The organism is Huintestinicola sp., assembly GCF_051882455.1.
Classification (GTDB): domain Bacteria; phylum Bacillota; class Clostridia; order Oscillospirales; family Ruminococcaceae; genus Huintestinicola.
The window spans coordinates 1-9384 of record NZ_JBJERV010000050.1; the positions used below are offsets into that span (position 1 = coordinate 1).

General features: G+C 48.1%; 8 protein-coding genes and 1 pseudogene. 7 read left to right on the forward strand and 2 right to left on the reverse strand.

Annotated features, from left to right (window positions below):
* From ACI4J0_RS06605 to ACI4J0_RS06615, 3 genes and pseudogenes are all read left to right on the forward strand, one after another.
* A pseudogene (locus ACI4J0_RS06605) lies at positions 1-539 on the forward strand (methionine--tRNA ligase); the annotation flags it as partial.
* Between the two features lie 204 nt (positions 540-743).
* A complete protein-coding gene (locus ACI4J0_RS06610) occupies positions 744-2114 on the forward strand; it encodes a DUF975 family protein (protein WP_439765025.1) in 1371 nt (456 codons plus the stop codon).
* 59 nt (positions 2115-2173) lie between these two features.
* The gene (locus tag ACI4J0_RS06615; protein ID WP_439765026.1) at positions 2174-3379 is read left to right on the forward strand and encodes a hypothetical protein; all 1206 of its coding nucleotides are present in this window, start codon (positions 2174-2176) and stop codon (positions 3377-3379) included.
* Positions 3380-3427: 48 nt separating this feature from the next.
* Here ACI4J0_RS06615 and ACI4J0_RS06620 read toward each other — a convergent pair whose 3' ends face one another.
* Positions 3428-4321, reverse strand: coding sequence for a DUF2935 domain-containing protein (locus tag ACI4J0_RS06620; protein ID WP_439765027.1), 894 nt, complete (start codon positions 4319-4321; stop codon positions 3428-3430).
* A gap of 244 nt (positions 4322-4565) precedes the next feature.
* Between ACI4J0_RS06620 and queD the strand changes: the two genes are divergently transcribed.
* From queD to folE, 3 genes are read left to right on the forward strand one after another with little or no spacing between them, the layout of a single operon-like run.
* Complete coding sequence (gene queD / locus ACI4J0_RS06625; RefSeq protein WP_439765028.1) at positions 4566-4988, forward strand: 6-carboxytetrahydropterin synthase QueD; 423 nt, start codon at positions 4566-4568, stop codon at positions 4986-4988.
* Positions 4989-4991: 3 nt separating this feature from the next.
* Positions 4992-5654: a putative 7-carboxy-7-deazaguanine synthase QueE gene (queE, locus tag ACI4J0_RS06630; RefSeq protein WP_439765029.1), complete on the forward strand. Its 663-nt coding sequence runs from the start codon at positions 4992-4994 to the stop codon at positions 5652-5654.
* A 14-nt stretch (positions 5655-5668) separates the two neighbouring features.
* On the forward strand, positions 5669-6253 hold the full coding sequence (folE, locus tag ACI4J0_RS06635; protein WP_439765030.1) for a GTP cyclohydrolase I FolE: 585 nt from the start codon (positions 5669-5671) through the stop codon (positions 6251-6253).
* A 60-nt stretch (positions 6254-6313) separates the two neighbouring features.
* Here the strand turns inward: folE and ACI4J0_RS06640 are convergent, their stop codons facing one another.
* Complete coding sequence (locus tag ACI4J0_RS06640; RefSeq protein ID WP_439765031.1) at positions 6314-7192, reverse strand: amino acid ABC transporter substrate-binding protein; 879 nt, start codon at positions 7190-7192, stop codon at positions 6314-6316.
* 430 nt (positions 7193-7622) lie between these two features.
* Here ACI4J0_RS06640 and ACI4J0_RS06645 point away from each other — a divergent pair.
* A partial coding sequence (locus ACI4J0_RS06645; protein ID WP_439765032.1) for a GH36-type glycosyl hydrolase domain-containing protein occupies positions 7623-9384 on the forward strand: 1762 nt, incomplete at its 3' end.

Below are 9384 nucleotides of genomic sequence, written 5' to 3' on the forward strand. Positions count from 1 at the left end.
AGGACAGCGACCCCGTTACAAAGGAAGGCTTCCTGCTTTCAAACGTGTTCAACCGCGTTATCCGCACCTGCTTCTATGATGTTCAGAAGTATTATGACGGCGTAATGCCCCTGGGCAGCGTTTCCGAGGATATTATGGCTGAGTCGGAGAAGGCTGTGCTTGAGTACGAGAGATTTATGTACAAGACCGAGTTCCATCAGGTAACATACGTGCTTGACTCCTACATCAGAAAGGCAAGCAAGTATATGTCCAAGGCAAAGAATGAGGCGGACAAGTCCGATGACGATACCGCCCGCAGGCAGTATCTTATCGATACATTCCATATGATAAAAACTGCGGCTGTGCTGCTCCACCCCCTTGCTCCCCGCGGCACTGAGATGATAAGGGATTATATGAATCTTGACGAGAGCCTCTGGAGCTGGGACAACATTTTCAGCACCCTTTCCGAGATACTCGGCACAGAGGGTCACAAGCTGAAATTCCTGGAGCCCAAGGTGGACTTCTTTACAAGACACCCCTCACAGTTCAAGTCCGAATAATATCATATAGACGGTGAAGCGCTGCTTTGCCGTCTTTTTTGTATGATTATACCAAAACCGAAAGCTTATGAAAAGATTAAATATACATTAAAAATCGGCATATCTATTGCAATTTTATTAAAAATGTGGTAGTATAAATATGAATATGTAAAAGCACAGGGGCTTTTATATAAATCAGATACCGTGAAAGGACGGGGTATATTTATGTGGAGCATTTCAATGCTTAAAGAAAATGCCAAGAGAATGCTCAGCGGCTATTACTGGGCTGCTCTGGGCGCTTCGCTTATCGTTATGCTGCTTACGGGAGGGCTTGTTTCACAGTACAAGACCGACCAGAAAGATGTGACCGAGTTAATGAACAGCTATATTTCAGGCTCATCTGCCGCTTCGGACTCGGATTTCAATTTTGACTCCGAGGAGGATATAGAAAACTACATCAACGAATTCAGCGGCGCAGGTTCGGCTTCGGGAGATGAAATGGCGGAGGAGTTTGAGAAAATATTCGAAGAAGCTTTCGGAGATATATCCGCAAGTGATGTTGAGAGTGTTCTCTCGGTAATAGTAGGCACGGTTGCTGTTATCGTGCTGGTGTCGATACTGTTTTCGCTTCTCTACAGCCTGCTTTTTGCAAATCCGCTTACAGTAGGTCATAACCGCTTCTATCTTGACGCGAGAATGGGCAATGCTCAGGTGAGCAATATTTTCAGCCAGTTCTCAAACGGAAAATTCGGCAATACCGTCAAGACCATGTTCCTCTACGACCTCAAGCTCTGGCTCTGGGGACTGCTGGGAGTTATTCCCTTTATCTTCTTTGGTTTTTCGCTTGTCAACACCATCAAACGTGCGGGAAATATGAACAGCGCTTCAGTGGACGATGCTATGGCACTGGCTTGGGAGATACTTGGCAGCTTTATCCTTGCTATGCTTGCATACGTTGTGTTCATGCTTCCTCAGATCATCAAGAGACTGTCCTACACACTGGTGCCTTATCTCTTAGCCGAAAATCCTCAGATGCCTCAGAAGAGAGCCTTTGAGATAAGCGTTCAGACTATGAACGGCGAAAAGGCTCATTACTTCGGACTGCAGATGTCCTTTATCGGCTGGCTGTTCCTTGCCTCTTTCGCAGGCTCCACGATCGGACAGTTCGTCGGCGTATCTTTCGGAAGTATTGTTACCATTGCAGGTCTTGTATTCCTCTATCCTTATATTTACGCTACATATGCGGAATTTTACTGCTGTATGAGAGAAAAGGCTATGGCTACGGGAATTGCTTCTTCCGACGAGCTTTGCGGAATGTTCGGCAAGGCTGCACAGGGCGTTCCTTTCCCCGAGCAGGATGCGGCAAACTCTATGCCCTATCAGCGTGTGGATAACGGCGCAGGCACAAGCGGCAGCTATCCCGCATATCCTCAGAACGGCTCTCAGAATAATTCTCAGCCCACCGTTCCCCCCTACGGCGGAATGGAGGAGATAAACACCGCTCCTGCGCAGGAGCAGAGCGGTTCCGACAGCAGGATATCTCTTGAAAAGAAAGATTCATCAGATGATGATTACACAGGTCCCGAAATAAAGTAAACTGCTTCCGCCCCGATGAGATATCCTTGTCGGGGCGGTTTTATAAAGGGGTGACAGAAATGAATTACCGTGACTATCCCGAGGAAATGCTTGAGAAATTCGTCAGAGAGCAGAAGGAACTGTCTCGGAATATGGTCAATGAATATTTCGGCGGAAAGCTTTCGGATATTATTGAAAGCTGCGAAAAAAACGGCGTAAGAGAGGAATACGGCTCCTGCGCGGGAAACACTCTGCACAGAGGGATTTATCACGACGGAGACGCCTTTGAAATAGCGGTAACCAACGTATCAAGGGGAAAAAAGCTTAAAAAGCCGCCTTTGAGAAAGGACTATTACCGATATCTTTTTGATAAGGAGGACAGGCTTGTCTGCTCCGAAAAATACATTGCGGGCAGCGTTAAAAGCAGCCTTTGCGAGAAGGAGTATATTTTTGAGCGTGACGGTGTAAAATTCGGTCTGTGCGGTGACGAGCTGCATATTAACACACGTCTCTATGTTTCAAAATATTCGGAGGACAGGCTCCTTTACACTTATACCTATAGCGCCTTAAAAAAGCCCTTCGGCGGATTTATGACACATCTTGAAGATCTTTGCCTTTATGACTATGATGAAAACGGCAGAAAGCAGTCGGTAATGGTCTTTTTCAACTTTGTTGATCATGACCTGCATTCGTTTTTCCGTCCCGACCCTGTGCTGTATTATTACCGATATGATGAGGACGGGAAGATAACAGGCTTAGCCGATGAGTCAGGGTGGTTCATTCCCTCAAAGGCGTGTGGCAAAAGGACGTATCTTACTGCCCCGAAGGCAGCGGAGCAGATGGAAAAGCTTATTTCGGACCTGAATGATATTCCCGAAGATGTGTATGTCCTTTCGCTGTACATAGAGACAAACGAGAGCGATGGGAGCGCAGAGCTGTTTCTGGGGTATAATACCGAAGAAAACTGCCGCGGCAGTATTGACGGCTTTGACGATGACGAAGCAAGGTGGAACTACGCCTGCTGGCTGCAGAACGATCAGCCGCTTTTCGGGGAGGACAACAGGGTATATATAAGATATATCGGCTGCGGCGGCGAGCTCAGGCTGGCAGCTTCTGCGGTAAAGCTGCTGCATAAGTCGGGGGTCATCGCCCGTAAATTCGGCAGGGAACTGCCTGTAATGATCCACGGGCTGGAATATTACCCCGAAATTGCGGAGCATAATATCGCCGCAAACGGAAGAAAACTTATCCCAAAGGGATTTATTGAGTTCTGCGGCGGAAGATAAAGTGAATAACGCCTGCGGCACATATGCGTTCCGCAGGCGTAATTTATTTTATTCCCCGAGTATCCTTAAAAAGTGGTTAGCCTCTCTGAGAACGTGGTCTGCAAGCAGCGGCAGGATAAGGGAGCGTATCTGACAGCTTTCTATACCCTTTGTGCCTGCGGTCTTAAAGTCTCTGAATTTTATCGTTTCTGCTTTTGACTGTGCCCTGAGAGCCATATCCTGTGCATTATTGCAGCTTTGCAGGAGAACGGCATATTCCTTTGCAAAGCTGTCGGCTGAGTTTATAAGCTCTGCTTCGGAGGGATCAAGCAGTCCTCGGATAAACATTGCGTGCTCCATCATAATTCGGTTCCAGAAGCATTCCACTTCCTTCATTGACTGCGCACCCACAGTGCCGCTTTCCTCTAAATTGCGGAGATACTGCCTGTAAAGCTTTGCCTCCCTGATGATGTGCTCGATAAGAAGGGGATAGTTCATGGTGAACATACGACAGCTTTTTACCTGTTCAAGAGTTTCCTCTTTCAGCGAAATAAGACCGTCAAGAAGCCGCAGAGCGATTATGTTTAGGCTCTTTGCGCGTATGTATAGCTGTGGGCTGACAGATGCACCGCAGCAGCGAAGTCTCAGCTCCCTGTCGGTTATGCCGCTGTCGATGGGGATACCCGTAAGCTTTTCCGTCTGACGCTCGGCGGCTGCGGTAAACTCGGTCACGATCTCACCCGAAGAAAGGATGCTTTCCCCGATAATTCCGTCGGCAAGTGATACCGCACGGCTCAGCAGTCGTTCAAATTCGTTTTTGTAATGCTCCGCTCTTGCCGCAAAATCTGAATTTACGGGCGTGTAGCCTGCTTCAAGAAACAGGGAATGCTCCTTCATTATGCGCCCGAAAAACAGGTGCAGCTCCAGAGATGAAGTAATATAATCGCTTGTACTCGTATGCATAGCTTCCTCCTATGAAAAAAGTCATACTGATATTATATTCACAGGAAAGCAAATTGTTGTCGGGACAGCCGAAAATATTAAAATAAAAGGGGATTGACAAACTCTCTTTGGGGTGATATAATAGGTTATGCCGACAGTTCATTAGTACCTTCCTGTCGTTAAACAAAACCGGGACGTCTGAAATTATACAGATATGCGGACAGGTACTTTTCCTGCCCGCTTTTTATTTTGAAGGGAGCTCAAGATGTATATTCTTAAAACCGAAGCCGCCTTTGACTCGGCACATTTTCTTTACGGATATGAGGGCAAGTGCCGCAATATCCACGGACATCGCTGGAAGATAGAAGCGGAGATATGCGCCGAGGAGCTTGTAAGCGAGGGTCAGACCCGAGGAATGATAGTGGATTTCGGAGACTTCAAAAAAGATTTAAAGGAAATTGCCGACAGCTTTGACCATAGGCTTATCTATGAGATGGGAACGCTGAAAGCCGCCACCGAGCAGGCGCTTGCCGATGAGGGCTTTGCGGTCGTAAGGGTGGATTTCCGTCCCACTGCGGAAAATTTCTCACGGCACATTTTCGGGCTTTTAAAAGACGAGGGCTACTCTGTAAAAAGGGTCACGGTTTATGAAACTCCGTCAAACTGTGCGGTCTATGAGGAGGACTGAGCTGTGGAATATAAGGTTGCCGAGAAATTCGTGAGCATAAACGGCGAGGGAACAAAGGCAGGAGAGCCGGCAGTGTTCATTCGCCTGGCAGGCTGTAACCTCCGCTGCTCCTACTGCGATACGATGTGGGCTAACAGCTTTGACGCCCCTCACGAAAAAATGACCGAGCAGGAAATAGCAGGATATGTCCGCAGTACGGGCATAAAAAACGTGACCCTTACAGGGGGCGAGCCTCTTTTGGCGGAGAATGTTTCTGTGCTGCTTTGCGCACTTGCGGAAACGGGAGCCGAGGTGGAGATAGAGACCAACGGCAGCGCTGATATTTCTGTCTGCGACAGCATTTCCCCCCGTCCCTCCGTAACAATGGACTATAAGCTCCCTTCAAGCGGAATGGAAGGTCATATGCGCCTGTCGAATTTCGCTCTGCTTAAAAGCACGGATACGGTGAAATTCGTCGCAGGCAGCGATAATGACCTTGAGCGTGCATTGGAGATAATAAAGGAGTACGGGGTGACAAACAGGTGCAGGGTATTTTTCAGCCCCGTTTTCGGGAAGATAGAGCCTGCAAGGATAGTTGACTTTATTCTGAAAAACAAGCTGAACGGTGTGAATTTCCAGCTCCAGCTTCACAAATTCATATGGGACCCCGATAAAAGGGGAGTATAATGAGGACTGATACTATGAAAAAGATAGACACAAATGCAATTGAAGAGCATATCAGAGGCATTCTCACCGCTCTGGGAGACGACCCCGACAGAGAAGGGCTTAAAGAGACCCCTCACAGGGTGGCAATGATGTACGCCGAGGTCTTCGAGGGAATGAACCATACCAACGAGGAAATTGCGGAGATTTTCAGCAAGTCCTTTGAGGAGGAGAGCGGCTCCGAGGATTTTGTGCTGGTAAAGGATATAGAAGCCTTTTCCTACTGCGAGCATCACATTGCCCTTATGTACGATATGAAGATCTCCGTGGCATATATTCCGAGGGGCAGGGTGCTGGGGCTTTCAAAGATCGCACGTATAGCAGATATGGCGTGCCGCCGCTTACAGCTTCAGGAGCGAATAGGTGCGGACATTGCCGAGATAATGGAAATGGCAAGCGGCAGCCCCGATGTGGCTGTTATGATAGAAGCGTGCCACAGCTGTATGACTGCAAGGGGGATAAAAAAGCCCTCCGCAAAGACCTCCACGATGACCCTCAGAGGACGTTTCAAGGACGATACGGCTTTGCAGAACAGGCTTATGCTGCAGATGAAAATGGGATAAAAAAAGCTTCGCTTCGGACATTTCCGAAACGAAGCTTTTTTATATTCGGTCAAATTCAGATCACTGAGCAGCCTCAACAGTGGTGATATCGCTGCCGAACCACTTTGTGGAGATCTCGCCCAGCTTGCCGTCAGCCTTCATCTCGCAGAGGATCTTCTGTACCTCGTCGCGGAGAGCCTGATCTTCCTTGCGGAAGCCGATAGCGTATTCCTCTTCCTCAAGACCGTCGGGGAGCACCTTGTAATCCTTGCCTGCGGAGGTTATCTGATAGTTTGCAACAACGCTGTCAAGGAAAACTGCGTCAACGAGACCCAGCTCAAGCTGCTGGAGAGCCTCAACGTTTGTAGCCATAGCGGTTACGGAAACGGGAGTTTCCGATGTGCAAAGCTCGGAAGCCTCAAGTATCTCCTGAGCGGAGGAGCCGTTCTGAACGGCAATGTTCTTACCTGTCAGGTCGCCCATTGCTGCCACATCGGAGGAAGCGGGGACAACGAATACCATTGCATTCTTCATATAGGGGTCGGAAAGGTTCATCTGCTCAGCTCTGGAGGGGTTGATGCTCATGCCGTTCCAGATGCAGTCAATTCTGCCAACGGCAAGGTCCTGTTCCTTTGTATCCCAGTCGATGGGCTGCTTAACAAGCTCAACGCCCATTCTTGCGCATACTTCCTCTGCAACGTCGATATCGAAGCCTACGATCTCGTCGCTTTCATTGGTGTAGCCCATAGGCTCAAAGGTAGCGTCAAGACCGAGGATAAGCTTGCCGTTGTCGAGTATCTTCTGAAGGGACTCGTCGGTTCCGGCAGCCGCAGTCTCAGCACCCTCGGAAGGTGCAGCGGTATCCTCGGGAGCGGTCTGCTGGGAAGCTCCGCCGCAGCCTGCAAATGTAATAGCCATAGCGGCAGCTGCAATAGCCGCCATAAATCTTACTTTTTTCATACTATCTTCTCCTTAAATATCATTGGGGATATGCCCTACGCTTTAATATACCACAGTCGGAAGATTTTGTAAAGCGAATGTAATGCTTTTCGGTGATTTGTCTATATTTCATGATTTTTAGGGTGTGAATATGTGGGTTTCAACTATGTCATAAATCTCAGAGGATAATTTGTCTGTCATAAATCCTTAATACTCTAAAACGTTTAACCGACTTTCGGCATAGATATTCGGATAAATGTTTTGTATACGTTTACATACTAAACGTTTGAAAAATGCTGCAGTGTCATCAAATGTACTGATTTATCATAGAAAAATTGTTAAATTTTCTAAACCCCTTGCCAAAACTATATAAAAATGTTATAATGTTACTTGAAATGTATATGCATTATACATAAACGAAAGTCAAAAACATAAAAGGAGTGTTTATCCTATGAATTACGGACATTTTGACCTTGAGAACAAGGAATACGTGATCACCCGCCCCGATACCCCTATGCCTTGGGCAAACTATCTGGGCGACCCCGAGTACGGCGCTATCATCTCCAACAATGCAGGAGGCTACAGCTTCGTTAAGTCGGGAGCTAACGGAAGAATTATCCGTTACCGCTTCAACTCTGTTGCAATGGACCAGCCCGGCCGCTACATCTATCTGAAGGACGGCGAAACAGGGGATTATTGGTCTGCTTCCTGGTCTCCCGTCTGCAAGCCTCTTGACGAGTACAAGAGCGAGTGCCGCCACGGTACAGCTTACACCGTTATCACCTCCGAGTACAAGAATATCAAGACCGAGACTACATACTACGTTCCCAGAAACGCTCTCTACGAGGTATGGGCTGCTAAGATAACCAACACCGATTCCAAGCCCAGAAAGCTCTCCGTAACAGGCTACTGCGAATTTGTTAATGATAACAACTATGAGCAGGACCAGGTAAATCTCCAGTACACTCTGTTCATCACACACACCTATTTCAAGGGCAATTTCATTCTCCAGAAGCAGAATGAAGTATTCAAGAACCCCGATAATGAGCGCTTCCTCGGCGTTGCAAAGGCTGATGTTTCCGCATACTGCGGCGACAGAGACGCATTCGTCGGCTCATACAGAAGCTATGCTAATCCCAAGGGAATTGAAGAGGGTCTGAACGGTCAGCTCAACTACAACACCAACTCCTGCGGCGCACTCCAGAGCGATATCGTTCTCCAGCCCGGCGAGACAAAGGAGATCATCTACATTCTCGGTCAGAGACCCGAGGCTGTTGCTGCCGAGATCATCGAGAAGTATCAGAAGGACGGCGTTGTTGAGGCTGAGATCGCTGAGCTCAAGGAGTTCTGGCACTCCAAGCTTGGAAACTTCCAGGTAAATACTCCCGACGCAGACTTCAACAATATGATAAACGTATGGAACGCATACAACTGCTTCATCACCTTTATCTGGTCCAGAGCGGCTTCCTTCCAGTACTGCGGTCTGAGAAACGGCTACGGCTACAGAGATACCGTTCAGGATATCCAGGGTATTATCCACCTTGCTCCCGAAATGGCAAAGAAGCAGATCGAGTTTATGCTTTCCGCACAGGTCACAAACGGCGCAGGTCTTCCTCTTGTTAAGTACACTCACAAGGCAGGTCAGGAAAATCACCCCGACGAAAACGACCCCAACACAGCATATGCTAAGGAGACAGGTCATCCCTCCTACCGTGCAGATGACGCTCTCTGGCTCTTCCCCACGATTTACAAGTACATCTCCGAAAGCGGCGATATTGCATTCCTCGATGAAGAGATACTCTACGCTAACGACGGCGAAAAGGGTACTGTTTACGACCACCTCAAGAGAGCTATTATGTTCTCTATGAATAACCTCGGCAACCACGGTATGCCCGCAGGTCTCCACGCTGACTGGAACGACTGTCTCCGTCTCGGCAAGAAGGGCGAGTCCACATTCGTTGCATTCCAGCTGGTTTACGCTGTTAAGATTCTCAGAAGCTATGCAGAGCTGAAGAACGATACCGATTATGTTAAATATCTTGATGAAGTTAAGGCAAAGCTTGACGATATCCTCAGCGCTTGCTGGAACGAGGACAGATGGATAAGAGGCTACAAGGAGGACGGTACCGTTATCGGTCAGAGAACCGACCCCGAGGCAAATATGTGGCTCAATCCTCAGTCCTGGTCTGTTATCTCCGGCTTTGCAAGCAAGG

Excerpts from the sequence above, each read along its gene's own strand:
- queD (WP_439765028.1), top strand. The coding sequence starts at position 4,566 with ATGTATATTCTTAAAACCGAAGCCGCCTTTGACTCGGCACATTTTCTT.
- ACI4J0_RS06620 (WP_439765027.1), bottom strand. The coding sequence starts at position 4,321 with ATGCATACGAGTACAAGCGATTATATTACTTCATCTCTGGAGCTGCAC.
- folE (WP_439765030.1), top strand. The coding sequence starts at position 5,669 with ATGAAAAAGATAGACACAAATGCAATTGAAGAGCATATCAGAGGCATT.
- ACI4J0_RS06610 (WP_439765025.1), top strand. The coding sequence starts at position 744 with ATGTGGAGCATTTCAATGCTTAAAGAAAATGCCAAGAGAATGCTCAGC.
- ACI4J0_RS06640 (WP_439765031.1), bottom strand. The coding sequence starts at position 7,192 with ATGAAAAAAGTAAGATTTATGGCGGCTATTGCAGCTGCCGCTATGGCT.
- ACI4J0_RS06615 (WP_439765026.1), top strand. The coding sequence starts at position 2,174 with ATGAATTACCGTGACTATCCCGAGGAAATGCTTGAGAAATTCGTCAGA.